Source organism: Bacillus sp. SB49 (assembly GCF_000469135.2).
GTDB lineage: Bacteria > Bacillota > Bacilli > Bacillales > Halobacillaceae > Halobacillus.
Genome location: NZ_CP048117.1, coordinates 1,571,429 through 1,595,407, shown reverse-complemented (window position 1 = coordinate 1,595,407; position 23,979 = coordinate 1,571,429). Strand labels below are relative to the sequence as shown.

The following is a 23,979-nucleotide window of genomic DNA, read 5'->3' as shown; positions in this document are numbered from 1 at the left end:
ATATCCTCCCCCTCGGTCCCGTGGATCGAGGGGGTTTTATTTTACACATTGTTATCATAAAGCGACATAAGGCTTTCATTTCCGTAACAAAACGATAACAGTTCCAACTATCCCCTAGTCCTTTGTTACACTTAGGATGGAACGAAGCTAAGGGAGTGGCGGAGGATGAACAAGTACCTGATCATGACGTTTTTTGCTGTCCTGTTGTTAGCCGGTTGCATACCGAAAACAGAAGATGTCCAGGTTCTGAAGGCATCACCTCTCGATTATGAGTTGTACCTCTACACAGACAGCGATGAGCAGGAAGCAGCAAAAAATTATATGAGCGCCCTGCTTGATTGGAAAGTCAAACAACAGGATACAGAAGAGCTGGAATTTAAACAGCAGGAGATGAATTCGGATAACCTTCGTCTGACGAAAGAAGATCTCCCTGCCCTTGTTGTTAAGAAAGAAGGAAAGACCGTTAAGACGATAAAAGGTGATAACCGGCATATTGATATTCTTACAGCACTGGAAGATTCCATCAACATGACCGGTTCCTATACAGAAAAACCTTCCTGATGGACAGGAAGGAAAAAGATCCGGCCTCTACAGAGACCGGATCTTTTCATATTCGATTCTTTTCTTCCTATTCAACGAGGATGAGTGCGGAAACTCTACATGCAACAACCAATTAAAATTCCGTTTTCACTACACCTTCCCCAGACATATAGTCCTCTCCCACGTGACGCTTATTCTCTTTATCGTAGATGATCCACTGCTTCTCCTGCTCATCATACGTCAGAACAACGACAGTGGCATCGAATGACTCTCTCATCTCTGTATCAATATATTCATAAACTTCCCTGGATTCCTCGTGAAACTCGACAGGAACTCTTAATAAGTCCACGCCTCCCTGTCCTTGTTCATAACTTGCATTCTCTATGTCTATCCGCGTTCCAAGGGCTTTTCCTTCAAAGTAATTTCCTCATCAAAATCTTGAATTTGGACGATGTAGTCCTTTTCCAATGGATCACTGATATTAGTAAGTATCTCCACATCTTGTTCTTTCTTGGCCTTTACTTCCTCCTCAGCGAACCGGTTGATGGCAGAAACTACTGCCTTTTTCATCGCATCGCCTACCACAGGATCGGGAGTCAGATCATACCCTTCCAACTTAGCGAAACCTTTTCCCACATCGGTGTATTCATCCTCCCCGACCACAAACGATTTACTTGTTGCCTCTCCCCACGGGAACTCCTTGAATCCTTGAACCGTCATTCCTTCTCCAATGGGACCAACGGCAAGCGTCTCGTTAATTGTTTGCTCCGTGTCTTTTCCTTCTACTTTCACTTTAGTTTCCGGTGTCTGAGACGTGACAGTAACCTTCTCTCCTGTCAAATCCATTTGAACGGCCTGCGAATAATCCCCTTGTTCAAACAACGTCACTGCTTTGTCTTCGGAAACCTTTGTATATTCATATTGTTTAGAGCCATGAATCGTATAAACTCCGGGTCCGAACGTACCAAGCCGCTTCGTTTCCTTGTTTGACATATCGATCTCGGCATCCTTGAAAGTAATCTCAGCATCTTCAGGAGCCTGCAGATCCAGATGAAACCCAGCCGCCTTTATCGCATACGCAGCTCCAAAAAGGCCATCTTCCTTCTTCATATAAAATCCACCGTTAGCCAACTCGTTTGCACCGGCTGAAACCGATGTATCGCCTTTCGATTGGTACGCAGCTGCCTGCCTGTTTAATACTTCCATTTGACCAGACCAATCATCTTCATTTTGCTTAAAATATGTAATCATACTTTCTGCGTCTTCTTTACTCCACTCGATGTCATCTTCGAGCTCGACCATGTCGAACAGCCGATCTGAATCTTCCGCCTCGACCGCTTCCTTAAAATCCGTCAACACGTCAGAAGGGGACGGCTTGCTCATTTGAATGACGACAAAGACAAGAACCGCCAGTACCGGTAAAGCAACGAATATGATTTTTTTCTTCATTCTATCTCTCCTATCCCTTGTGATACGAGATACAATTTAACATATTCTTCTATATCGCACAATATATTCTTAATAAAGAAAGCATGATGAAAAGCAGAGAATAGAATTCTCTGCTCATCCGGTTCCTATCATAATTATATTGTCATCCGGGTCTTGTATAGTAAAAAAAGAAAGATCATCGAAGACGGTAATGTCACTGATCTCTCCAAGCTTTCGGTTCTTCACGAATTCCGCAGCGGATAGGATATCATCCGTATGGAAGTTGAACAGGGGCAATCCGCTTTGCTTTTCCTTATCAAACTACCTTCCCGTATCCAGAGTCAGGCCGGTGTGATGGTCAAGCGGGATGTTTTGCACGGGGGGAGACACAGCATCTAACGGAGTGGATAGGCCATACCACCTGCTGGATGCCTTTAAATCCGTGACAGGTACGAGCACCGTATGAATCACAGGACGAATAGGGCTGTTCACCTATGACACCTCTTTTCCCTTTTCTACATACTGTTCTATAGGGACGGGGTATCTCCTTCTTTTCCTGGTATCAAAAAGAAGACATGCCGAACTCGTTCTGAAGAAGCAGCTTCTTCTCTTCCTCCTCGATCCCGGTTCTTTCTCTGCCGAAACGGGTTGTTTGTATCAAGGTATTTCCGGAAATAGTCAGTCTGCCGTCAGCTGAAGCAATCGTAGCGATATCCTTACCTGTGAAAGGAGAAGAAGGGGAGGTCTGGTTATACTCGCAGGCCTTATGGAAATCGTCTAATTTTCTTCCTCTGGACAAAAAACGGTACAGCGTCTGCCACTCCTCTGAGTCATTTTTCTTTCTCTGCAGATAGAATGCTTTCCCGCACTTATCGACGCGGTAATCCCCGCTCACGTCTCTTGAAACCTCCCCGCTCAGGCGAAGCGGCCTCCTCGTAGAATCTCCGAATCCAACATCAACCAAATACTCCGATCCATCCAGGCACACGATGATAGCGGCATGGCTGTCCTCTAGAGCCCAATCCCCATCCGGCTGCTTCACTGTGGCACTGATCAACCGCGCTTCATACCCCGCCTTTCCGAGCAGCCAATGAAATAGACCATTCAGTTCATAACAAAATCCTCCCCTTCTGCGGAGAACAACTTTATCATAAAAGGATGGTATATGCAGTTCAATTGGAACTTGACGGATGACATCCAAGTTCTCGAAAGGGACATGAAGCATATGTTGATCCTGAAGTCTGCTCAGGAAGGACAAAGAGGGTGCCTCCAACCTGTTTACATGAATACGCTTTAAATAACGCTCTACTTCCATCTTCCTGCTCTCCTCTCTATATAAGAGAAAAAGGCAAAAGCTCCGAAGAGCTTTTGCCTTTTTTAAAATAATTACATGATGTGGATTGGGTTACCCAAAGCTACTTCAGCAGCTTCCATCGTGATCTCACCTAGAGTTGGGTGAGCGTGGATTGTAAGAGCCAAATCTTCCGCCGTCATGCCTGCTTCTACAGCAAGGCCAAGTTCAGCGATCATGTCACTAGCGTTTGGACCTGCAATTTGAGCACCGATAACGAGACCATCATCTTTACGAGTAACCAGTTTCAAGAAACCGTCACTGTCGTTAAGAGAAAGAGCACGTCCGTTTGCTGCAAACGGGAATTTAGCTGCTTTTACTTCGTAACCAGCATCTTTCGCTTCTTGTTCTGTGTAACCAACAGAAGCAAGTTCTGGATCAGAGAATACAACAGCTGGAATTCCAAGATAGTCGATTTCAGACTTCTCACCAGCAATTGCTTCCGCAGCGATCTTACCTTCGTAAGAGGCTTTGTGAGCAAGTGGAGGACCAGGAACGATATCACCGATAGCGTAGACGTTGTCAATGCTCGTACGGCACTGTTTATCCACTTCGATAACACCTTTGTCGCTCATTTTCACGCCAAGGTCTTCCAAGCCGATTTCGTCTGTGTTCGGACGACGACCAACGGTAACAAGTACGTAGTCAGCGTCGATGGATTTCGTTTCGCCTTTAACTTCGTAAGTAATGGTAACGCCGTCTTCACGCTCTTCCACACCTTGTGCAAGGGCGTTCGTTTCGATAGCGACGCCTTTTTTCTTCAGACGTTTCTTAACGACAGAAGTCATTTGCTTCTCGAAGCCGCCAAGGATATCGCCTGTACCTTCAAGGATCGTCACTTCTGTATCGAAGTTAGCGTAAGCCGTACCAAGCTCTGTACCGATGTATCCACCACCGATAACGACCAGTTTCTTAGGAATCTCTTTAAGGTTAAGAGCACCTGTAGAATCCAGGACGCGATCAGAGTATTTGAAAGTAGGAAGCTCGATTGGACGAGAACCTGTCGCGATGATTACGTTGTTAAACGTGTAAGTTTGAGAATTTTTCTCATCCATAACGCGAACCGTGTTTTTATCCACGAAGTAAACTTCACCTTTTACGATGTCTACTTTGTTTCCTTTAAGAAGCCCTTCGACACCGCTGGTAAGTTTGTTAACGACACTGCCCTTCCACTCTTGTACTTTTGTGAAATCAACAGTCGGGTTCTCCGATTTGATACCCATGTCTTCGGATCCTTTTGCATGCTCATAACGGTGACCCGCTTGAATCAATGCTTTGGAAGGTACACATCCAACGTTAAGGCAGACACCGCCGAGGTTGCCTTTGTCAACGATTGTAACTTTTTGTCCTGTTTGTGCAGCGCGGATGGCAGCTACATAGCCGCCGGGACCCGCACCAACTACTAACGTGTCTAGTTCAATTGGGAAATCTCCTACTACCATACTTTACGCCTCCATCATAATTAGTTGTGGATCGTTCAGTAAACGCTTGACGTTGTTCATTGCGTTTTGAGCTGTAGCACCATCGATGATACGGTGGTCGAAGCTCAAGGAAATCGCAAGGACAGGAGCGACTACTACTTCACCATCGCGGACGATCGGTTTGTCAGCGATACGGCCGATACCTAGGATTGCTACTTCTGGGTGGTTGATTACCGGAGTAAACCATTGACCACCAGCAGAACCGATGTTCGTGATTGTAGTGGAAGCACCTTTCATTTCTTGTGCTGAAAGTTTACCGTCACGAGCTTTTACAGCAAGTTCATTGATTTCGCTGGAGATAGAGAAGACAGACTTACGATCTGCGTCTTTAACGACTGGAACCATAAGGCCTTTATCTGTATCTGCCGCGATACCAATATTATAGTAGTGTTTCTGAATAATTTCATCTGTGCTGTCGTCAATAGACGTGTTCAGTACAGGGAATTTCTTCAGTGTGGAAACAAGAGCCTTCACAACATAAGGAAGATATGTCAGCTTGATTTCCTGTTCAGCAGCAACTGCTTTGAATTTCTTACGGTGGGCAACAAGTTCTGTTACGTCCACTTCGTCCATCAACGTTACGTGAGGAGCCGTATGCTTGGAATTAACCATAGCTTTGGAGATCGCTTTACGGATACCGCTCATCTTCTCACGTGTTTCCGGATATGCTTCGCCCGCAGCTGGTACGGCCTGTTCGGAAGAAGTAGAAGCAGATGCCTCTTCTTTCTCTTCTGCAGGTGCTTCAGAAGCAGCCGGCTGTCCGCCGTTCAAGAAGCTTTCGATGTCTTCTTTCACGATGCGTCCGTTTTTGCCGGAGCCCTGTACTTTACGGATATCCACATCGTTGTCGCGAGCGAATTTACGTACAGAAGGCATGGCTACGACGCGCTTGTCTTCATCTACATCGCTCTCTTCAGATGTTTGAGGCTCTTCGGATTTCGCTTCCTCTTTAGGAGCTTCTTCCTTCGCTTCTTCTTTAGGTGCTTCTGAGGAGCCTGTATCTTCAGAACCGTCATCAATCGTGATGATGACCGTACCTACAGTTGTTACTTCTCCTTCATCCACGTGAAGCTCTTTAACAGTTCCATCTACTTGAGAAGGAATCTCTACAACGGCTTTGTCGTTTTGTACTTCACAAAGCACGTCATCTTCTTTTACTTCGTCGCCAGGCTTGACGAACCACTTTGCAATTTCACCTTCGTGGATACCTTCACCGATATCAGGTAGCTTAAATTCAAATGCCACGGTTGTTCCCTCCTATAAGTTAGAGATGATTAAAAGTTCATAACATCGTTGACTTTTTCAACGATTGTGTTGTGGTTAGGCAACCATACTTCTTCCGCTTGAGTGAATGCATATACTGTATCCGGTGCAGCTACACGCAGAACAGGAGCTTCCAAGTGAAGAATGGCTTTTTCTTGAATTTCAGAAACGACGTTCGCTGCAATACCAGCTTGTTTCTGAGCTTCTTGAACGACTACCGCACGGTTTGTCTTCTTAACAGATTCAAGGATCGTTTCGTAGTCAACCGGGCTTACAGTACGAAGGTCGATAACTTCTGCACTGATTCCGTCTTTCTCGAGTTCTTCCGCTGCTTTAAGGGAAGAGTGTACCATTGCGCCGTAAGCGACCAATGTTACGTCTGTACCTTCGCGCTTCACTGCAGCTTTATCAAGCTCTACCGTGTACTCTTCTTCCGGAACTTCTTCACGGAAAGAGCGGTAAAGCTTCATGTGCTCAAGGAAGATAACAGGATCGTTATTGCGGATGGAAGAGATCAATAGACCTTTCGCATCGTAAGGGTTGGATGGAATAACTACACGAAGTCCAGGCTGTTGTGCCATAAGGCCTTCCAGGCTGTCTGCGTGAAGTTCTGGTGTGTGTACACCACCACCGAAAGGAGAACGGACCGTAATCGGCATTGGACGTGTACCACCGGAACGGTAACGGTAACGTGCCATTTGACCGCTGATTGCATCCATTACTTCGTATACGAAACCGAAGAATTGGATTTCAGGTACCGGACGGAAACCAGTCAGGGCAAGCCCGATGGACATACCGCCGATTCCGGATTCAGCAAGAGGCGTATCGAATACGCGGTCTTCGCCGAATTCACTTTGAAGACCTTCTGTCGCACGGAATACACCGCCGTTTTGACCGACGTCTTCACCGAAAATCAGCACGTTTTCATCATTTTTAAGTTCTGTGCGCATCGCATCTGTGATGGCTTGAATCATAGTCATTTGTGCCATGGTCTTATTTCGACTCCTTTTCTTTGTATTCATCCAATTGTTCTTTCAAGTTGGATGGAAGCTCTTCGTGCATGATACCGATCAAATCAGTAACTGTCTGCTTCGGAGTATTGTCAGCTTCCTTGATGGCAGCTTTGATTTCTTCTTTTGTCTTTTCGATCAATTCGTTTTCTTCCTCTTCAGACCACAGGCCTTTCGCTTCAAGGAATTTACGGAAACGAACGATTGGATCTTTCTTCTCCCACTCGCTGTCTTGATCTTCCGTACGGTAACGAGTCGGATCATCTCCGGCCATTGTGTGTGGACCATAACGGTAAGTAAGCGTCTCGATCAATGTCGGACCTTCTCCGTTTACGGCACGCTCACGAGCATCTTTCGTTGCAGCATAAACAGCAAGAACGTCCATACCGTCTACCTGAATACCTTCAATTCCTGCAGCTACTGCTTTTTGAGCAATCGTTTGTGCAGCAGATTGCTTTTCAACAGGTACGGAAATTGCGAAACGGTTGTTCTGAACGACAAAGATCGCTTGCGCACCAAAAGCACCTGCGAAGTTAATACCTTCGTAGAAGTCACCTTGAGACGCACCGCCGTCACCTGTGTAAGTGATTGCTACAGCGTTCTCTCCGCGTTTCTTATAGCCAAGTCCAACACCGGCAGTCTGAGTGATCTGCGCTCCGATGATGATTTGCGGGCTTACTGCGTTAACGCCTTCAGGCATTTGGTTCCCTTGGAAGTGTCCACGAGAGAATAGGAACGCCTTGTGAAGTGGAAGGCCGTGCCAGATCAATTGTGGTACATCACGGTAACCAGGGAGAATGAAGTCCGCTTTCTCCAATGCAAATTGTGTACCCAGCTGGGAAGCTTCCTGCCCTGCTGTTGGTGCATAGAAACCAAGACGTCCTTGGCGGTTAAGCGCGATAGAACGCTGGTCCAGGATACGCGTATAAACCATACGGCGCATAATTTCTTTTAGATCTTCGTCTGATAGGTCAGGCATGTAATCTTCATTTACGATTTCGCCTTCCTCATTCAGGATTTGAAACGTTTCGAACTGATTTTCGATGTTCTCAAGAGTTCGTTTCAAAGTGTTTCACCCTTTCCTTTCGTATTTTAAAATGGATGCTGTGAGTAGCTTTCCCAAATATGAAAAAAAACTGTACCGATTTGCTCTTTACGTTTTTACCCCGTCGTTTAGGGAACTAATCATACAGAGAATACCATATAAACTGTTACACTCAAGAAGCAAAATTCAATGGTACAATGTCAATCCACTATGTAGTTTAGCTCAATTCGTCATCATTCGTCAATCACTTCGCAGTATATATTCTTTATATAGTACGAGACTAAACACACAGCAATCGGAAAGCAGCTGATTCTGTCGATGAAAACAACTATACTGTATCACCTGAAATTACTGCCTGTATTAATTCTACGTTTTTTCTTATCAAGAATCAAATGAAAAGTATAACATTTTCCCCGTGTGTGAAAGGGGGAGTTTTCACAGTGTTAACTTAATAATCACCCACCCATGCCCTTCTCTTCTATAAGCAATAGAAGAAGCCGCTGCAACAGCAGCGGCTTCTTCTCAGGATTCCTTGGATTCTTCATGATCCTCATATTCCACATTTAAGGACAAGGCATCGTAAAGTTCTTTCTTCTTATTATTGTAGGCGTCCGTATATTCATTAAATTCTTTATTCTTATCCATAACCGTCTGATAGCTCTCGTTGATTTTCTCAATCTGGCCCTGCATGGCTTCCTGCGTCAAATCTTCCTTCTGAAGCATATCATAGAGCTCTTCGTCCAGCTGAAGGGCTTTTGTGTAAGCACTGTAAAGAGTCTGGTATGTATCGTAGCGCTGATCCATTGTTTCTACGAGGGCTTCGGCCTCGTCTTTCGCTTCGGCCTTGTCCTCTTCCAAGTCTTTTGCAAGACCATCTATGTTATCGAACTCCTCTTTGGCTGCGTCGATGCTCTCTTTCTCCAGTTTCAGCTTCTTCTTCCGATCTTCTACAATAGCAGAGGCTTCCTTGGACTTCTCTTTGATTTGATCCATCTGGTCCGTCTGAAGATCAATGATCTCTTCGTAAAGTTTCTGTTCCTTCTCTTCCAGCTCCACCATCGGCTGCTGCTGGTCGCGGAATGCATCTTCCAAAGAAACCGCTTTTTCCAAATGATCGTACATCGCTTCGTGTGCGGACGTCCCCGTACATGCAGACAGCAAGATTGCAGCAGCACCCAGGCCTCCGATCAGCATACGTTTCGGCACAGCTCTTCCCCCTTGAATTTCTACGTAATCGTATTGTAATCTTGCCATATCTACCATAGTATAATAAATGATATTAAATGGAAACACCTTTTCACAAATGTTACCAAATAGATGGCCGATGGTTTTCTTAATGGAACCGGCGTGCTATTGTAGAACTTGTTTTCCAGAAAGGATGTTGTAGATGATTACGATGGATGATATCGTCCGGGAAGGTCACCCCGCTTTGAGAACCGTGACCGAAGAAGTCTCCCTCCCACCATCCGAAGAGGATAAAGAGACGTTGGAAGAAATGCTTCAATACTTGAAGAACAGCCAGGATGACCAGGTGTGCAGCCGGTACGGCTTAAGACCAGGTGTCGGTCTGGCAGCTCCGCAGATCAACGTGAATAAACGAATGCTTGCCGTACACTTCACGGACATGAAGGATAAGCTCTACAGTTATGGTCTGTTTAATCCGAGAATTGTCAGTCATTCCGTTGAAAAGACGTATTTGACATCAGGGGAAGGGTGCCTCTCTGTTGACAGAGAAGTACCCGGCTACGTCCCTCGTCACCGCCGAATCACCGTAAAGGGCACAGATCTTGAAGGTAATGTAGTCAAGCTGCGTCTGAAAGATTATGCAGCTATCGTATTTCAACATGAAATCGATCACCTGCACGGCGTCATGTTCTACGATCATATTGATATGGATAATCCTTTCAAAGAGCCGGAGAATGCTACACCCGCCGACCGATGAGAAACCTCTGTATGTATAGAAGAAAGACAAATCGCTTCTATAGAACAAAAAATCCGGACGATCGTCTATCTCAGATGATCACCCGGATTTTTTTATGCTTGATTTCTTTTATTTCCTCTCGGTTATTTCAATAAACCAAGCTCATAAATGGCGTGGGACAGACCATCTTCCGAAACATCCGTCGTAACGTAGTCACTTACGGCCTTCGTTTCCGGTACAGCGTTCCCCATGGCTACCCCGGTTCCGACTTCTGAAATCATTTCAATGTCGTTGAGTCCGTCACCGAAAGCGTACGTATCCCCCATGGTCATGCCGGCTGCTTCGATCATTTTCTTAATTCCCTCTGCTTTAGATCCGCCTTTAGGAAGAACATCACAGGAGAGCGGATGCCAGCGAATGAAGTCGAATGCCTCGTACGCCTCCTCATATTGTTCAATTTCTCTTCCTTCACAGAAAAGCAGGGATTGATAGATGTTACGACCGCTGTAGAAACCTTCATCTGCAGCCGGATGGTCAAGCAGAAGCGTGCCGAGACTTTGGCGAATAGAGTCATGATCAGGCGTAGACGCTCTCATCTCCTCTTCGTTCATAAAGACCATCGGATGGTCATTCTCTTCTGCGTGGACGTGCAGCTTCTGAAGTGCTTCTTCTGAAAGTGGGTTTTTGTAAATCTCTTTCCCTTCAAAAACTACGTACTGTCCGTTAAAGCTCACATAGGAATCGATTCCAAGTTCTTCTCGCAAGCTCTTGTACATGAACGGGGCACGGCCGGTGGCAATGGCACAGTATACCCCTTGCTCTTTCAATTTCTGTATGGCCTGTTTTGTCTTTTCAGGAAGTTTCTTATCATGGTCTAGCAGGGTGCCGTCTATATCGAAGAAGGCGATTTTTTTATTTGTCATACCAGATCCTCCTACATGGATTTCCACATTTATACTAACATAGTGTCTTCTTTGGCTATACTGTAGCATGAGTGGATAAGTTTGAGAAGAAAAACAAACGATAACGACAAAATATAAAATGTAATGTTTCATTCTTCCACAAACCGTATTATACTAGAGATAACAGGGATTGGGCGGTTTTAACGTTTTTGGCGCTTTTCTTCATCTGGTGAAAGGGGATGGATGCATATGATGAAGCGTCTACGAAGGAAGCTTAGAAAACGTTGGAAGAATTTAATGAATCGTAAAACATACGCGTAATACCATTGTCCAGGTGCAGCGAAACACCTGTGACTATCATTATCATTACCATGCGGGTTCGAAACGTGCTATGATGATGGAAGGACAAGAATGTGGAAATTATATCTAGTTAGGAGCGATAGTGCAATGATATTCAAAGTTTTGTATCAGGAACTGGCAACAGAAGTTCCTGTCCGTGAACATACGAATTCCATGTATGTGGAAGCGGAAACAGAGAGAGAAGTCAGAGAAAAGTTAAAAGATAAAGGGTTCAATATTGAATATATCCAGGTGCTTGATGAGGATCACCTGGGATATGAGAAGCAATCCGAAGATTTCGCGTTGGAGACATTTTAATTTATGAAATTCGTGAAGAACGACCAGACAGCCGTATTCGCCCTTGGCGGACTCGGTGAAATTGGTAAAAACACATACGCAGTTCAATTCCAAGACGAAATCATCCTCATTGATGCTGGTATTAAATTCCCGGAAGATGAACTACTCGGTATCGACTATGTCATTCCGGATTATACGTATCTCGTGCAGAACCAAGATAAGATCAAAGGGCTTATCATCACACACGGACACGAAGATCACATCGGCGGTATCCCTTACCTGCTGCGTGAAATTAACATTCCAATTTATGCAGGGAAGCTTGCCATCGGCTTGATTCGCAACAAGCTTGATGAACACGGTCTCCTTCGCAGTGCGAAACTGAATACAATTCAGGAAGATGACATCATCAAGTTCCGTAAAACATCCGTGTCCTTCTTCCGCACGACACACAGTATCCCTGATTCCTACGGTGTAGTTGTTAAGACACCGCCTGGGAACATCGTTCACACGGGAGACTTTAAATTCGACTTCACCCCTGTCGGTGAACCTGCAGACCTCGCTAAAATGGCGGAAATCGGTAAAGAAGGTGTACTTGCTCTTCTTTCCGACAGTACGAACAGTGAAGTACCAGGCTTTACGAAGTCAGAGCGTGTCGTAGGAGAAAGCATCCAGGATATCTTTACGCGTATGGATAACGGTCGTTTGATTTTCGCAACGTTCGCCTCAAACATCCACCGCCTTCAACAGGTAGTGGAAGCAGCCGTTAGGAATAATCGGAAAGTAGCTGTTTTTGGACGGAGCATGGAATCTTCCATCCGCATCGGTCAGGAACTTGGATATATCCGTGCCCCTAAGGATACGTTCATTGATGCTCAACAAATCAACCGTCTGCCGGCTAATGAAGTCGTCATTCTCTGTACCGGTTCCCAAGGTGAACCGATGGCTGCCCTGTCAAGGATCGCAAACGGTACCCACCGTCAGATCCAAATCCAGCCTGGCGATACAGTCGTGTTCTCTTCTTCCCCAATCCCTGGAAACACGATCAGTGTCAGCCGTACGATCAACAAGCTTTACCGTGCAGGTGCCGATGTTATTCACGGTCCATTGACAAACATCCATACCTCCGGACACGGTAGTCAGGAAGAGATGAAACTGATGCTCCGACTGATGCAGCCGAAATTCTTCATGCCGATCCACGGAGAATACCGCATGCTGAAAGAGCATGTGAAACTCAGCCTTGATTGTGATGTCAAGGAAGAGAACTGCTTCGTTATGGACAACGGTGACGTGCTTGCCCTTGGTAAAGACGAAGCCTCCATCGCAGGTAAGATCCCTTCCGGTTCTGTCTATGTAGATGGCAGCGGAATTGGTGATATCGGTAATATCGTACTACGCGACCGCCGTATTCTTTCCGAAGAAGGCCTTGTCATCGTCGTCGTAAGTATTAATATGAAGGAATTCAAAATCGCTTCCGGCCCGGACATCATTTCCCGCGGATTCGTTTACATGAGAGAATCCGAAGATTTGATTAAGGAAGCACAGAAGCTGGTAAGTTCTCATGTTGAGAAAGTCATGGAACGCCGTACAACGCAATGGTCAGAAATCAAAAACGAAATCACGGATACGATCGCTCCGTTCTTGTTTGAAAAAACGAAGCGTCGTCCGATGATTCTTCCAATCATTATGGAAGTATGATCGAATGAACAAAACCCGCGCCGGGATGACCCGGCGCGGGTTTTTCTTTTTGATCAAGTCAGGCGCTGGAGCGCTTTTTTCATATCCGGCAGATCAAGCGTCCCGGATTCAAAGAAGTTCTTAACGATATATTTCGAGAAATTGACCGCTGAGGTGTAATCAATTTTACCAGGAAGAGGCGCCTGATCTTCGATAACGACATCAATGATGACCGGCTTATTCGATACGAAAGCCTGCTTCATTTTCGGCTCCAATTCTTCATAGGAGCGAATGCGGTATCCCTCTCCCCCGCAAGCTTCGGCGAACTTGGCAAAATCCACTTCCCCAAGGTCCGTCGCATAATTTAAATGCCCCATCTGTTCCTGTTCGTATTTGATCATTCCAATCTTACTGTTGTTTAGAATGATCATTTTAATCGGAAGATCGTACTTAACGGCTGTAACAAAGTCATGCATCACCATGGAAAAGCCACCGTCTCCGGAAACGCCGATCACCTGTTTATCCGGGAAGGCTTGTTTCGCAGCCAGTGCTCCCGGCAGGCCGCTCCCCATTGTAGCAAGCCAGCCGGACATGAGAAACTTCTGGTTGACAAGATGCAGGAATCGGGAAAGCCATACGGTAACATTTCCTACGTCTCCGGATATGATCGCACCGGATTCCATATGCTTCTCCAGCTCATACATGACCTGCGGTGCATGGAGCGGGTCTTTTGTGGAACGTTTCTCTTCCTGAAGCGCAATCCGCCAATCCTTCATCTTTTCCTGATAATGACGAAGATAGCCGCGTTCATCCACTGGAGTAATCAGTTCGATCAGCGCCTGTAAAGTCTCCTTGCTGTTTCCAGGAAGACCAAGCTCAATCGGATAGTATTTGCCCAGGTTTTCCGGCTTGTTATCGATTTGGACCGCCTTCACCTCTTCCGGAAGAAAATCACGGTACGGGAATTGCGTACCGATGAGAATGAGAAGATCGGTTTCCTTCATTGCATGGTAGGCAGGCTTTGTGCCGATCTGACCGTGCTGCCCTAGACAGTACGGATGATTGTCCGGGATGATTCCTTTACCAAGAAGGCTCATAACGATAGGAGCCTGGATCGTCTCTGCGAATTGAATCAACTCAGCGGATGCATCCTTCGTCCCTTGGCCGGCAAGAATGAGCGGTTTCTCCGCCTGCTCGATTAAATGCCGGGCCTCTTTCAGCTGATCCGAATTGGGAACGATCTCAGGACGATAGTAGGTTCCGGCAGTCAAACGCGGTTCGTTCTTTTGTTTTTTTGCAAACAGATCGTCCGGTACGATGAGAACGGAGACCCCTTTGTTTGCATAAGCTTCCTTAATCGCTTGATCTAAGAGATCGGGAAGCTGTGCTTCTGTTTCCGCACGGCGGTTGAACACCGCAACATCATCGAACATGCGCTCCAAATTGATTTCCTGAAAAGCACCTGTCCCCACCTCTTCACTATGTACCTGTCCGACAAGGGCAAGTACAGGAGCTTTATCCGCCTTGGCATCATACAATCCATTAAGTAAGTGAACAGCGCCGGGGCCGGCAATCGAGAGGGTCACTCCAAGCTTTCCGGTGAGTTTCGCATAAGCCGCAGCCGCAAGCGCTCCTGTTTCTTCATGACGGACCTGCAGGAAGGATATTTCTTCCTGTCTCTTTCGAAGGTCGTCCATCAGCTCGTTAATGGAATCGCCGGGCATTCCATAGATGTGGTCCACCCCCCAATCAATCAATTGCTGTGTGATCACTTCTCCTGTACGCTTTTCAAACATCTGTCTCATCCTTTCTCTGGTGAACAATATAATAGCTTCTAATGGTTCTTATTTCCTTTCCTGCAAAGCTTTAAACAAATCGAGGAGATACTGGTCCTATTTTCTCCTGATTCCGTTGAATCTTTCGCACAAAAAAAGAGCAGCCTCCCGGCGTGCCCTTCGTCCGTTCAATCTTCCTGACCATCCCGTTCTTCCATCTGAAGGATCTCTTTCCCAAGCTGATCAATTTTCTCTTCCAGTGCTTCCATGAAGATGATTTTGGAATCCAGCTGTTCTTCATACTCGAACGTCTGTCCTAGGATATTCTTCATCTGCTCATCCAGAACGGACAGGATATCGCTGGGAGTATCCGCGCTTCCTTCCTTGGAGAACATGCCGAGGACCTTTTCATTCTGCTTTTTCAGATGAGTCTGGATCATCTGCAGTTCCTCCACTTGTTCATGAGCCTCCTTGAGCTGCCTCTTTAAGTCGGCGACATCAGACTGATAGTTCTGTCGTTCTTCTTCCCACAACCTTCTTTCCTGATTACGGGAATGCTGCTCATCTTCCAGTTGCTTTAAAGCGGCAACCTTCGTCTCCAATTCCCTTCCGATGCGTCTCGATTCGTCTTCTGCTTTAATTTTCGATTGTTCCAACTCCCGGACTACATCTCTTTGTTTATTCAAATCCACCTCCGCGCCGGAGAGAAGATCGCCGAGCTGTTTTGTATAATACACGTAGTATTTGATATCCGAGCAGAGCTCCTTATTTTCTGTCTCCAGTCGTTCCTGCTCTTCTTCCCTTATGTTAAGGAGTTGCTGTTTTTCCTGTGCTGATTGCTTCAAACGGATGATGTCTTTCTGAAATTGACGTTCCCGAAGCTTCCATTCAGAAACAGTCGCTGCAGACTCCCCTGCTGTTCTGGCCAATTCCCCTTCCGCCTTCCGGACTTCCGTTTCCAATTGTTTCGCTTGATCTTTCCAAACGGCTGCCTCCTGTTCCGCTGCCTCCAATCGTTTTTGAATTTCCGCATTCTCCTGCGCCAGCCCTGCTGCCCGCGTCCTGTTCTCCAGGTAAACTGCTTTCCAGTTATGCTTCTGTTGTCTTTCTTCCTGGACATATTCCCGCTGGTCTTTCGCTTCTTCTCTCAGACCTTGAGCCTTTTGGAACAACGAGTCTTTCGCTTTCTTTTCCGCTGCAAGCTTATCTTTTAGAAGGGAACGCTCTTCCTTCCATAAGGATTCTCTTTCCTCCGAATGCTTTTCAGCCTGCTTCAGCTGATATTGATAAGCAGATGATTCTTTTTGTAGACGAATGAGACGGGTTTGTGCGGATTCAAAATCTTTTTGGAACCTCGCTGCCTTCTCTTTCCATAACGCCGTTTCTTCCTCCATTGTTTGTTTCGCCTTTTCCATACTGGCTATTTGCTGTTCCATCCCCTGGATGCGTTTGACAGATTCCTGGGTTGCGACACTTTTTTCCTTTTGCAGCTGTTCTTCCCTGTCACGAAGGGCGGTATTCTCTTTTTTCAGCTTCTCCAGCAGGGCATAGTGATAATTCTCTTGATAATCTTTCACTTTCTCCTTGTACTTTGCCAGTTCCGACTTGAAATGAATGATCTTCTGTTGTAGAAGGATCGTATCTTTCTCCATAACCATAACCCCCCAGGTAGGAATTCATTTCAATTCAAACGGGAAAGTAAATCGGTCCACTCCCGTTCGCTCTCCTCAATGTACTGCTTTACCGCCTGCCTATCCTCCGTGTTGTCTGTTACCTTTTCAGCATTCCATCCATGACGCTGATTCATGGCCAACATCATAAGAATCATCTGGATGGTGTCGTCATCCAGAAAAACAAAGCTTTGACTCCGCTTCTCTTCGTCTGTTTTCAACCTCGTTACTTGACGGGTCATCCATTCTTTCAGCCATTTACGAAGCACCAACTGGAGGTCTAGCTCATCCACCTGCATCCCCCTCCCCACTAAGGTTGATTTGATTGAGCGAAGGAATCCCCTCCTTCGCCTCCTCTCCATAGGTGTATCCATTCAGACTCCCCGCATATTTCTTATCTGCGATCCATTTCATTTGAAAATTGGAGAAGGTCAGTTTCTCTCCCGGAGAGATGAGCTGCTTTCCGGAAGGGCGCAGCCAATACTCTGTTTTGTTGTCTGCTTCATTCAAACGTTCCCAAGCCCCGGACATTTGCAATTTCTGAATCGAATCTTTGTACAGATACTTCCCGGAAAACTGAAAGGGGGAGTCCTCCGACAATTGAAGACAGATGTAAGGATCCACGAAAGGTTCCTCACCGATATTATGGATATGATAGCTTCCAAGAAGAATGCTTTCTTTTGATCTGTCATGCGCAAGGTGAACCGAGTATGTAAAATAGCTGATCACCTTCCAAGACCTCGCCTTTTCCAATTCCTTGATCCGATCTCGAAATGCTTCCATGTAGCGCTTCTGTTTCTGCTGCCATTCAGAAAGCAGCTCAGCCGATCCTTTCATTCGTTTCACCTCCGTACTGTCTGAACACAAAGAGCCGAATTAAGACAAAAAGAAAAAAGAGAGGAAGAAATCCTCTCTTTGATTCTATGCCTGAGTATTAGCACTTATCACCGGATAGTCCCGGGCCATCGTCCACATTCGGGAACAATACAGGACATTGAGGTGGGATGGTTGGAGCAGGGCAAGGCGGGATTGGAAGAATATCACGCGGTTGGCAGAAGTCCGCTACGATTTCAAGCGTTACGTCGTATGTGGACTGAATGCTTTGGCACAGACGAACCGTTACAGTAACGTCAGTCAATGTGTCTTCCAAAGAACCATTTTCCTCACAGGAGAAGTTACAGATGAAGCAGTCGAGATCTGTATAAGAAACATCGACATCTGTTCCATCCGGCGCACATAGAAGCACTTGCTCACAACGTGTAAAGTCGACAGAACCGACTTCAATAGTACCGCCGCCAAGTTCAGGGATAAGCTCGACAAGAACAGTCACGGTGAAGTTTTTACGAATGTTGACCAACTGCAGAGTCAACAATGTTCCATCAACGACCAATTCTTGATCGGTACGACCTACGATTTCGATAGGGTCTACTTCTGCCGGTTCCACGACACAAGTGACATTCTCGATATCTGTACACTCCAGCAAATCTCCTGTCGGTCCGACCGGTAGATCGAAATCACCCAACGTCAAATCAAAAGACGCTTCGTTGATAATCCAGTCGTAAACTTTTTCTGTGTTGATACAAAGGAGCTCTTGGCCCCCCATTAAATTTTTTGCTTGCATGATTTGCAAACACCTCCGAATAAGATTTTCTCTTTCATTCGTAGCATATGAACAAGTGTACAGTTGGGTCTAGTGCTATCGCTGATATTTGGTGTGCTTTTGCGAATTGTGCGAACACCCATAATAAATGCGACAAATGGAAATGTGTGACTGTCCGATACAAACAACTACTTTTTTGTTCCGTGCTGCATACAATAGTAAGAAAAAAAACAGGACGGATTTCCAAGGTCATGCGTGTCAGAAAAATCGGCACATTTGTCACGTATTGGTGGTTCATCAATAGTATATTAATGTGCTGCAAAAGGGTGATGAGTAATGGATCTGAACAACACGTACAGTCCGGAAGCGATCGAAACCATGAAAGCGAAATTATCCCTTTACAAGGAAATGCTCCACTCCATCAAAACAGGAACCATAGCCGACGACTACCTTCTAATGAAACAGGAATCCGATGGGTTCCATCATAAATTCGAAGGAGTAATGAAACGTATGGAAGAGTACCACTACAGTGCAGACCAACGAACGAATCAGCTGGCTGCCCAGCTGCAATCTGTGAACGACACCGTCAGTACATTAAAACGCGACATCGATTTCATTAAGGAGAAGATGGACCGCCTTCAAGTCCACGACTTAATGGAAAAAATGAATCGGGTAATTGAGGTACAGGAGCGGTCGAAGCAGCAGGATGAATCGGGAGAAGTAAGTCGATTGAAAGAAGAATTAAGGCAGCTAAAAGAACAGCAGCACAGACAGAAAGAAACGGAATCAAGCGAAGTGAAGCGGTTAAAAGAAGAATTGGCTTCGTTGAAAAACCAGCAGGTTCCAAGCAAGCAGACGGAAACAAGCGAAGTGGACCGCCTGAAGGAAGAACTCGACGGCTTGAGAGAACAGCTGGTTCATTCAAGACAACAAGTTCCGGAAATGCCGATTGAAGAACCAAGAGAGCAGGCACCTGCACCGAAGAAAACGTCGGAGTACAGAAAACTTCAAAGCATGCTGCAATCTTCACGGAAGTACCATACAGGCAGAAGCGATTATTACCCACCTATGTCGCAGCCAGGGTATCAGCAGCAATCATCCTATTATCAGAACCAGCAGGGCTTTCAACAGAATGGCATCTCTTTCCCTGAATCCGGAAATAATAAGCCAGGAAAAAGACGGATGCCCGGTCATTCTGCTATGGACTTCAACCAGAACACCATCATTCGAAAAAAAAACGGTGAAGAAACCGCCCAGAGATTAGAAGAAAACAGGAAACCAGAAAAAGTCCAGAAGACTGTCACGAAGAATCCGGAACCCTTGGAGAAAGAGTCCAACCAGAAAGCCCTCTCCATTAAAGAGACGCTTCCTCATAAAGAAGCGGATGATAAGCCTAAGATGGCCTCTTTTCGAATTGCCAACAGACCTAAATCCCTGCCTGCACGCGGTCGAAAAGTGGAATCATTCACGCAGGAGAATGACGAAGATGCACCGAAGAAGCGAGAGCGTGCTTCGATCTTTTCATTCTTTCAAAGAAGGCTGTGAGCTTCCATGATCGAACTGTCTGAAGAGCAGTATGAACAGATAATGGAGCACGGACGCAGGGAATGGCCGCTCGAAGCCTGTGGTTTATTGGCCGGAGAGGAACCAGGAGTGATCCTATCCGTCTGGCCGTTGGAAAACGAATGGAAGGCTAGAAACCGTTTTTTTGTCAGTGCCAAGGTAGTCGCACAAACGTTGGAACATGTGAGTCATGCGGGACATAAGGTGTTGGCGATCTATCACACTCACCCTGATACAGCACCTTATCCCTCTTATACAGATCTCCTTCACCACCCCGACGATAATGTCATCATGGTCATTCTTTCTTACAAGACCAATCCTCCACACATGCGATGTTTCACCATTAAAAACAGGACATGTGACGAACACCCTTTTTCAATTAAAAAGCGATAAATGCCCTCCCATTTTCCGCATTTTTTCTTATAATACATTATCAAACCATAAGGAGAGGTATTCGTGAAAGCTAGAAGAGTGAGAAGACAAGTTCAAAGCAGCAGATCTGTTAAGAAGTCCAGCACGCCGATTGTCATTGAAACATCACCGCAAACAAAAGTACAACGCCCGGTAAGACGCGGCGGATGCTGCTTGAAAAAAAGGTAACTCGTTCCCTTCTCACCTCCGAATGAGAATATGGACGATCGAAGAGTACAATCGAGGGCTGAAGGAGCCCTCCATGCCTGAGCCAGACGATAATGAATCATAAATATTTCATATATATATTAGAAGCCCATCCTGCAGGATGGGCTTCTTCGTAATGATTTAATCTTCAACAACGAGGTTCTTCTCGAACCGGCTGATATCTTTATCGGCCCCGATGACGATCAGGACATCCGTTTCCCGGATTTCTTCACTAGCCATCGGAGAAACGATGACGTCTTTATGGCGTTTGATTGCCACGACGTTACATCCGTACTCGGCACGGATATCCAGATCAACAAGCGTTTTTCCGCTCATTTTACTGCCGGCCTTCACTTCGACGACGCTGTGATCATCAGAAAGCTCGATATAATCCAGAATATTATTGGAAATGATATTGTGCGCGATCCGTTTCCCCATATCCCGTTCCGGGTGGACAACTTGATCGGCTCCGATCTTGTTCAGGATTTTCTCATGGTAGTCATTCTGCGCTTTAACCGTAATTGTTTTAATTCCCATTTCCTTAAGGATCAGAGTGGTCAGCATACTCGCCTGGATGTTGTCACCAATCGCGACAATCACATGGTCGATGTTGCGGAATCCCAGTTCTTTTAAAACGTGTTCGTCCGTTGAATCAGCGATGACGGCATGAGAAGCGATATCTCTGTACTCGTTGACTTTATCTTCATCCAGATCGAGGGCTAGCACTTCCATCCCTTCCCTGCTCAACTCACGGCATATGCTGCCGCCGAAACGACCCAGTCCAATGACTGCAAATTCTTTTTTCATGATTGTTCCTCCATTTATCAGGCCAAATGTACATCCATTCTATCATAAAAGAAAGGCGAATGTTATGCCAGTACCGATCGATCTTCCTTTCACAAGGTTAGCATAAAAAAGGAACGCCCGCTGCTGCAGACGTTCCAATCATTAGACCCTGTATCTATTTTTTCCCTTTTACATATTCTGCGTCGAACAGGAACAGGCGCATCAACAGGATCAGGGAAGGGATGAGTAACAAAAGCCCTGCGATGAATACAATGACAAGTGCAACAGCCATCGCGTCATTTGTCACTCCGCTTGTCAAGGTTACGAAAGGCTTCAATAGATAAGGCAGGTGGGAAGCTCCGTAGCCGAAGAAGGCAAAGAAGAACTGGACCATGACGGCGATGAACGCCCATCCATAATGTTTCCCTCTATATACGAGAAAGACGGCAAGCATAAAGGCTGCGACAGAGAGGCCGAATACCCACCACAGATCAAGCGCCTTGTTGAAATGCTCCTCGTTCTGCTGACTGAGGGCAATGAATGTCGTCAGACTGGCGATAATCGCAGGGGAACTCCAAAACAAGGCATAACGACGGACGAGATTAAGAGCAGGCTGATCATCCGCTCTGTGAGCGTAATAGCTGAGAAACATCGAGCTGATATACAGAACGGAAACAATCGCAAGGAACACGACACTCCAGGAATAAGGGCTGGTCAACAGTTCTCCGACGAGCAGGTGAACCCCGTCCGCCGTCTCTTCGATGTAACCCCCTTCCGAGATCGTCAACCCGGTCGAAAGCGCAGCCGGAATAAGCAGTCCGGTCGCCCCGTACAGGAACATGTAGAAGCTGTTATTTTTCGATCCATAATTCTCAAAAGCGTAGAATGAGCCGCGAATGGCAAGGAGAACAATGGCGATGCTGCCCGGAACGAGCATGGCCTGACCGAAATAGTAGGCCATATCCGGGAAGAATCCGATCAGACCGACGAAGAAGAACACAAAGAATACGTTCGTCACTTCCCAAACAGGAGATAAATAGCGGGAAATCAGTTTATTTATCACATGGTCCTGCTTCGTCAACCTGGCATAATAGGCGAAGAAACCAGCGCCGAAGTCGACGGATGCTACGATTAAATACCCGTAAAGGAACAGCCACAAGACGCTGATCCCAATCAATTCATAGTTCATTCATCGGCCTCCTCTCTCGCTGCTGCCACCTGCGGATATCGTCGTTCCATTTCAAGCTCGGCTGGTCTCCCCTTAAAGATTTTTCGCAGGGTAAGGATACACCCGAGGGCAAGCACCAAATAAAGGACGGCGAACAGGACAAACATCTGGGTGACATAAGGTGAGGTCGTCGCACCCTCGGCAACGGTCATAAACCCGCGCAGGATCCATGGCTGCCGGCCGACTTCCGCAAATATCCACCCGAATTCGACGGCGAGCATGGACAATGGTCCGGCAAGCGCAATTCCCCAAAGAAGCAGCGGATGATACGTATTCCACTTCTTCACTTTCCAGAACACGAGGAACAACAGGGAAATGCCGAGCAGGTAAAATCCGATCGTCACCATCAGATCGAACATATAGTGTATCCATAACGGCGGACGTTCTTCTTCAGGAGTTTCATTCAGACCTTCTACTTCCGCCTGGAAATCGCCGTGAGCAAGGAAGCTCAGAGCGTTTGGAATACGGATGGCGTTCTCCACCTCATTATTCTCATTAAGTCTTCCAAAAACGACAAGGTCTGCTCCTTCCTCCGTATCGAAGTGCCATTCTCCTGCAGCAAGCTTCTCCGGCTGGTGTTCAGCAAGGAATTTCGCTGATAAGTCCCCGGCAAGAGCCGTCAGAATAGCAAAAATGAACATCATGGAAACCGTTAATTTCAAAGCTTTCTTATGATAAGCACTTCCTTTTTTCACTAAAATAATAAAAGCGGCTATACCAGCAAGGATGGCGGCTGCTGTCAAATAGGATGAAGATACGACGTGAAATACCTTTGTCGGAGTTGCAGGGTTGAACATCGCTGCAATTGGATCGACTGCCGTGAAACGACCGCCTTCCAGGTCGAATCCCTGCGGCGTGTTCATGAAGGAGTTGACCGTCGTGATGAAAAAGGCGGACATCGTCCCTCCAATCACCACAGGAATGGACAAAAGCCAGTGATGGATCGGGTTTTTGAACCGGTCCCACGTATATAAATAAATGCCCAGGAAGATCGCTTCGAAGAAGAAGGCGAACGTCTCCATGAAGAGCGGCAGAGCAATGACGTTACCTGCGATCTGCATAAAGCTCGGCCAGATCAAAGAAAGCTGCAGGCCGATCGCGGTTCCAGTCACGACCCCAACGGCTACGGTGATGGTATAACCGCGGGTCCATCGTCTTGCCAGTAATGTATAGTGAGGATCTTTCTTCCGGATCCCGATAAATTCAGCGACGGAAACGAGCACAGGAACACCGACTCCGATCGTTGCGAAAATAGCATGGAATAATAGAGTCATCGCCGTCAGTGACTGACTTACGGCGACGTTATCAAAATCGAACATGAATCTTCCTCCTAACGAACTCGTGGTAATCTATCCGATACACTTAGTATAATGCGGTCATCCCACTTCGTGGGCAGTCAGTGTTGACGATTTTGTGACATACTTCACAAACTTCACATTTCCTTCAAAAATCCTTCCGTTCGACATTACTCGTTTACCCCTTCCGGCA

The 23,979-nt window shown here is 46.3% G+C and carries 25 protein-coding genes; 8 read left to right on the top strand and 17 right to left on the bottom strand.

The annotated features are described in order from the left end of the window. Window positions 1–165 precede the first annotated feature (165 nt). Window positions 166–561, top strand: coding sequence for a hypothetical protein (locus tag M662_RS08400; protein ID WP_026577528.1), 396 nt, complete (start codon window positions 166–168; stop codon window positions 559–561). A 112-nt stretch (window positions 562–673) separates the two neighbouring features. Here the strand turns inward: M662_RS08400 and M662_RS08395 are convergent, their stop codons facing one another. Beyond that, window positions 674–925, bottom strand: coding sequence for a hypothetical protein (locus M662_RS08395; RefSeq protein ID WP_442858833.1), 252 nt, complete (start codon window positions 923–925; stop codon window positions 674–676). Between the two features lie 2 nt (window positions 926–927). After that, entirely contained in the window at window positions 928–1,989 is a 1,062-nt protein-coding gene (locus M662_RS08390) for a TcaA 3rd/4th domain-containing protein (protein WP_026577530.1), read from the bottom strand. A 255-nt stretch (window positions 1,990–2,244) separates the two neighbouring features. Here M662_RS08390 and M662_RS19645 point away from each other — a divergent pair, with 255 nt between their 5' ends. Then, window positions 2,245–2,367 (top strand): hypothetical protein, encoded by a 123-nt coding sequence (locus tag M662_RS19645; RefSeq protein WP_255358485.1) that lies wholly within the window; start codon window positions 2,245–2,247, stop codon window positions 2,365–2,367. A gap of 163 nt (window positions 2,368–2,530) precedes the next feature. On the opposite strand, the gene M662_RS08385 is transcribed toward M662_RS19645, so the two are convergent. The 6 genes from M662_RS08385 to M662_RS08360 form a co-directional block, all read right to left on the bottom strand. Continuing rightward, window positions 2,531–3,283 (bottom strand): arylamine N-acetyltransferase family protein, encoded by a 753-nt coding sequence (locus tag M662_RS08385; protein ID WP_008639080.1) that lies wholly within the window; start codon window positions 3,281–3,283, stop codon window positions 2,531–2,533. A 71-nt stretch (window positions 3,284–3,354) separates the two neighbouring features. Next, window positions 3,355–4,761: a dihydrolipoyl dehydrogenase gene (gene lpdA, locus M662_RS08380; protein ID WP_008639079.1), complete on the bottom strand. Its 1,407-nt coding sequence runs from the start codon at window positions 4,759–4,761 to the stop codon at window positions 3,355–3,357. Window positions 4,762–4,764: 3 nt separating this feature from the next. Beyond that, window positions 4,765–6,045, bottom strand: coding sequence for a dihydrolipoamide acetyltransferase family protein (locus tag M662_RS08375; protein ID WP_008639078.1), 1,281 nt, complete (start codon window positions 6,043–6,045; stop codon window positions 4,765–4,767). A gap of 29 nt (window positions 6,046–6,074) precedes the next feature. Continuing rightward, on the bottom strand, window positions 6,075–7,052 hold the full coding sequence (locus M662_RS08370; protein WP_008639076.1) for an alpha-ketoacid dehydrogenase subunit beta: 978 nt from the start codon (window positions 7,050–7,052) through the stop codon (window positions 6,075–6,077). Between the two features lie 4 nt (window positions 7,053–7,056). Beyond that, window positions 7,057–8,139, bottom strand: a complete 1,083-nt coding sequence (gene pdhA / locus M662_RS08365) for a pyruvate dehydrogenase (acetyl-transferring) E1 component subunit alpha (protein ID WP_008639074.1) — start codon at window positions 8,137–8,139, stop codon at window positions 7,057–7,059. Between the two features lie 501 nt (window positions 8,140–8,640). Beyond that, a complete protein-coding gene (locus M662_RS08360; RefSeq protein ID WP_008639072.1) occupies window positions 8,641–9,324 on the bottom strand; it encodes a YkyA family protein in 684 nt (227 codons plus the stop codon). Window positions 9,325–9,505: 181 nt separating this feature from the next. On the opposite strand from M662_RS08360, the gene def reads away from it, so the two are divergent. Beyond that, window positions 9,506–10,060 carry a peptide deformylase gene (def, locus tag M662_RS08355; RefSeq protein WP_026577531.1) on the top strand — a complete coding sequence of 185 codons (555 nt, stop codon included), beginning with the start codon at window positions 9,506–9,508 and terminating at the stop codon, window positions 10,058–10,060. A 122-nt stretch (window positions 10,061–10,182) separates the two neighbouring features. Here the strand turns inward: def and M662_RS08350 are convergent, their stop codons facing one another. Continuing rightward, window positions 10,183–10,962 carry a Cof-type HAD-IIB family hydrolase gene (locus M662_RS08350; RefSeq protein WP_026577532.1) on the bottom strand — a complete coding sequence of 260 codons (780 nt, stop codon included), beginning with the start codon at window positions 10,960–10,962 and terminating at the stop codon, window positions 10,183–10,185. A gap of 426 nt (window positions 10,963–11,388) precedes the next feature. Here M662_RS08350 and M662_RS08345 point away from each other — a divergent pair, with 426 nt between their 5' ends. Together M662_RS08345 and rnjA are read left to right on the top strand one after the other, a co-directional pair. Further along, on the top strand, window positions 11,389–11,598 hold the full coding sequence (locus M662_RS08345; protein ID WP_008639066.1) for a DNA-dependent RNA polymerase subunit epsilon: 210 nt from the start codon (window positions 11,389–11,391) through the stop codon (window positions 11,596–11,598). 3 nt (window positions 11,599–11,601) lie between these two features. After that, complete coding sequence (gene rnjA, locus M662_RS08340) at window positions 11,602–13,272, top strand: ribonuclease J1 (protein WP_008639064.1); 1,671 nt, start codon at window positions 11,602–11,604, stop codon at window positions 13,270–13,272. Between the two features lie 53 nt (window positions 13,273–13,325). Here the strand turns inward: rnjA and M662_RS08335 are convergent, their stop codons facing one another. From M662_RS08335 to M662_RS08315, 5 genes are all read right to left on the bottom strand, one after another. Then, entirely contained in the window at window positions 13,326–15,047 is a 1,722-nt protein-coding gene (locus tag M662_RS08335; protein WP_008639063.1) for a pyruvate oxidase, read from the bottom strand. A 167-nt stretch (window positions 15,048–15,214) separates the two neighbouring features. Further along, complete coding sequence (locus M662_RS08330; RefSeq protein ID WP_008639062.1) at window positions 15,215–16,678, bottom strand: coiled-coil domain-containing protein; 1,464 nt, start codon at window positions 16,676–16,678, stop codon at window positions 15,215–15,217. Between the two features lie 29 nt (window positions 16,679–16,707). Further along, window positions 16,708–16,989 (bottom strand): hypothetical protein, encoded by a 282-nt coding sequence (locus M662_RS08325; RefSeq protein ID WP_008639061.1) that lies wholly within the window; start codon window positions 16,987–16,989, stop codon window positions 16,708–16,710. After that, window positions 16,982–17,533 (bottom strand): hypothetical protein, encoded by a 552-nt coding sequence (locus M662_RS08320; protein ID WP_008639060.1) that lies wholly within the window; start codon window positions 17,531–17,533, stop codon window positions 16,982–16,984. The genes M662_RS08325 and M662_RS08320 overlap by 8 nt, the downstream gene beginning before the upstream one ends. 97 nt (window positions 17,534–17,630) lie before the next feature. Beyond that, window positions 17,631–18,317, bottom strand: coding sequence for a BMQ_0737 family morphogenetic spore coat protein (locus M662_RS08315; RefSeq protein WP_008639059.1), 687 nt, complete (start codon window positions 18,315–18,317; stop codon window positions 17,631–17,633). A gap of 315 nt (window positions 18,318–18,632) precedes the next feature. Here M662_RS08315 and M662_RS08310 point away from each other — a divergent pair, with 315 nt between their 5' ends. The 3 genes from M662_RS08310 (at window position 18,633) to M662_RS08300 (ending at window position 20,459) form a co-directional block, all read left to right on the top strand. Continuing rightward, window positions 18,633–19,841: a hypothetical protein gene (locus tag M662_RS08310; RefSeq protein WP_008639057.1), complete on the top strand. Its 1,209-nt coding sequence runs from the start codon at window positions 18,633–18,635 to the stop codon at window positions 19,839–19,841. A 6-nt stretch (window positions 19,842–19,847) separates the two neighbouring features. After that, the gene (locus M662_RS08305; protein ID WP_008639056.1) at window positions 19,848–20,252 is read left to right on the top strand and encodes a M67 family metallopeptidase; all 405 of its coding nucleotides are present in this window, start codon (window positions 19,848–19,850) and stop codon (window positions 20,250–20,252) included. Between the two features lie 63 nt (window positions 20,253–20,315). Next, entirely contained in the window at window positions 20,316–20,459 is a 144-nt protein-coding gene (locus M662_RS08300) for a hypothetical protein (protein ID WP_161484896.1), read from the top strand. A 159-nt stretch (window positions 20,460–20,618) separates the two neighbouring features. Here the strand turns inward: M662_RS08300 and M662_RS08295 are convergent, their stop codons facing one another. From M662_RS08295 to M662_RS08285, 3 genes are all read right to left on the bottom strand, one after another. Then, the gene (locus M662_RS08295; protein ID WP_008640449.1) at window positions 20,619–21,284 is read right to left on the bottom strand and encodes a potassium channel family protein; all 666 of its coding nucleotides are present in this window, start codon (window positions 21,282–21,284) and stop codon (window positions 20,619–20,621) included. A 154-nt stretch (window positions 21,285–21,438) separates the two neighbouring features. Continuing rightward, complete coding sequence (locus M662_RS08290) at window positions 21,439–22,452, bottom strand: cytochrome d ubiquinol oxidase subunit II (protein WP_026577533.1); 1,014 nt, start codon at window positions 22,450–22,452, stop codon at window positions 21,439–21,441. Beyond that, window positions 22,449–23,810, bottom strand: a complete 1,362-nt coding sequence (locus M662_RS08285; protein WP_026577534.1) for a cytochrome ubiquinol oxidase subunit I — start codon at window positions 23,808–23,810, stop codon at window positions 22,449–22,451. The genes M662_RS08290 and M662_RS08285 overlap by 4 nt, the downstream gene beginning before the upstream one ends. Window positions 23,811–23,979 lie beyond the last annotated feature (169 nt).

Bases quoted from the DNA above. Each gene is read 5' to 3' on its own strand.
- M662_RS08400 (WP_026577528.1), top strand. From the start codon at position 166: ATGAACAAGTACCTGATCATGACGTTTTTTGCTGTCCTGTTGTTAGCC.
- M662_RS08390 (WP_026577530.1), bottom strand. From the start codon at position 1,989: ATGAAGAAAAAAATCATATTCGTTGCTTTACCGGTACTGGCGGTTCTT.
- M662_RS19645 (WP_255358485.1), top strand. From the start codon at position 2,245: ATGGAAGTTGAACAGGGGCAATCCGCTTTGCTTTTCCTTATCAAACTA.
- M662_RS08385 (WP_008639080.1), bottom strand. From the start codon at position 3,283: ATGGAAGTAGAGCGTTATTTAAAGCGTATTCATGTAAACAGGTTGGAG.
- lpdA (WP_008639079.1), bottom strand. From the start codon at position 4,761: ATGGTAGTAGGAGATTTCCCAATTGAACTAGACACGTTAGTAGTTGGT.
- M662_RS08370 (WP_008639076.1), bottom strand. From the start codon at position 7,052: ATGGCACAAATGACTATGATTCAAGCCATCACAGATGCGATGCGCACA.
- def (WP_026577531.1), top strand. From the start codon at position 9,506: ATGATTACGATGGATGATATCGTCCGGGAAGGTCACCCCGCTTTGAGA.
- M662_RS08350 (WP_026577532.1), bottom strand. From the start codon at position 10,962: ATGACAAATAAAAAAATCGCCTTCTTCGATATAGACGGCACCCTGCTA.
- M662_RS08345 (WP_008639066.1), top strand. From the start codon at position 11,389: ATGATATTCAAAGTTTTGTATCAGGAACTGGCAACAGAAGTTCCTGTC.
- rnjA (WP_008639064.1), top strand. From the start codon at position 11,602: ATGAAATTCGTGAAGAACGACCAGACAGCCGTATTCGCCCTTGGCGGA.
- M662_RS08335 (WP_008639063.1), bottom strand. From the start codon at position 15,047: ATGTTTGAAAAGCGTACAGGAGAAGTGATCACACAGCAATTGATTGAT.
- M662_RS08330 (WP_008639062.1), bottom strand. From the start codon at position 16,678: ATGGAGAAAGATACGATCCTTCTACAACAGAAGATCATTCATTTCAAG.
- M662_RS08320 (WP_008639060.1), bottom strand. From the start codon at position 17,533: ATGAAAGGATCGGCTGAGCTGCTTTCTGAATGGCAGCAGAAACAGAAG.
- M662_RS08315 (WP_008639059.1), bottom strand. From the start codon at position 18,317: ATGCAAGCAAAAAATTTAATGGGGGGCCAAGAGCTCCTTTGTATCAAC.
- M662_RS08310 (WP_008639057.1), top strand. From the start codon at position 18,633: ATGGATCTGAACAACACGTACAGTCCGGAAGCGATCGAAACCATGAAA.
- M662_RS08305 (WP_008639056.1), top strand. From the start codon at position 19,848: ATGATCGAACTGTCTGAAGAGCAGTATGAACAGATAATGGAGCACGGA.
- M662_RS08295 (WP_008640449.1), bottom strand. From the start codon at position 21,284: ATGAAAAAAGAATTTGCAGTCATTGGACTGGGTCGTTTCGGCGGCAGC.
- M662_RS08290 (WP_026577533.1), bottom strand. From the start codon at position 22,452: ATGAACTATGAATTGATTGGGATCAGCGTCTTGTGGCTGTTCCTTTAC.
- M662_RS08285 (WP_026577534.1), bottom strand. From the start codon at position 23,810: ATGTTCGATTTTGATAACGTCGCCGTAAGTCAGTCACTGACGGCGATG.